Below are 905 nucleotides of genomic sequence, written 5' to 3'. Positions count from 1 at the left end.
TGGTCTGCGCCGCCGGCCTGCGCACCCTGCTGTGCCTGCCGCTGCGCGACGGCACCCGCGTGCTCGGCGCGATCTACGCCGACAGCCGCCGCGCCGGCAGCGCCATCGGTGCGCTGGACATGCAATTGCTCGAAGCCTTCTGCGAGCGCGCCGCGCTGTGGATCGCCGCCCGCCAGGCGCTGCGCGACACCGGCGCGGAACAGGGGCCTGGGCCGGCATGAGCGATGCGGCCACCGCCACCGGCCTTTACGCGCAGGAGAGCCTGACCCCGGGCGACGTGCTGGCCGGCCGCTTCCGCATCGAGCGTTTGCTCGGCATCGGCGGCATGGGCCTGGTGTACCTGGCCCACGACCAGGCGCTGGGCATCGACGTCGCGGTCAAACTGCTGCGCCCGGAACTGGCGCAACGGCCGCAGGCCTTCGCCCGCTTCCGCCAGGAACTGCTGCTGGCGCGGCAGGTGTCCAGCCCGCACGTGGTGCGCATCCACGACCTGGCCGAACACGCCGGACGCTGGCTGATCAGCATGGACTACGTGGACGGCGAGTCGCTGGAGGCGCGGCTGCAGCGCGAGGAACGTCTGGACGTCGACACCGCCCTGCGCATCGCCGGCGACATCGCCCGCGGCCTGCAGGCGGCGCATGCGCGCGGCGTCGTGCACCGCGACCTCAAGCCGGCCAACATCCTGCTGCAGCGTGGCGGCGATGCGCTGATCAGCGACTTCGGCGTGGCCTGCTCGATGGCCAGCAGCGGTCTCGGCGCGACCCTGGGCAACGTCATCGGCACGCCCGCCTACCTGTCGCCGGAACAGGCGCGCGGCGACACGCTCGACCCGCGCAGCGACCTCTACGCGCTGGGCCTGATCCTCTACGAAATGCTCGCCGGGCAGGTGCCGTTCGCCGGCGGCA

At 72.9% G+C, this 905-nt stretch carries 2 protein-coding genes; both read left to right on the top strand.

Features of this window, described 5'->3' with window-relative positions; genetic code table 11:
* Positions 1 to 221: GAF domain-containing protein (locus D180_RS21535; protein WP_043091516.1), on the top strand; the 221-nt coding region annotated here is incomplete at its 5' end.
* Positions 218 to 905, top strand: a 688-nt coding sequence (locus tag D180_RS21530; RefSeq protein WP_017914404.1) for a serine/threonine-protein kinase, incomplete at its 3' end; no start/stop codon positions are given. The genes D180_RS21535 and D180_RS21530, both read left to right, overlap by 4 nt.

It is taken from the genome of Xanthomonas sp. SHU 166, from assembly GCF_000364685.1.
Taxonomy (GTDB): Bacteria; Pseudomonadota; Gammaproteobacteria; order Xanthomonadales; family Xanthomonadaceae; genus Xanthomonas_A; species Xanthomonas_A sontii.
This window is presented reverse-complemented; position numbering and strand designations above follow the sequence as displayed.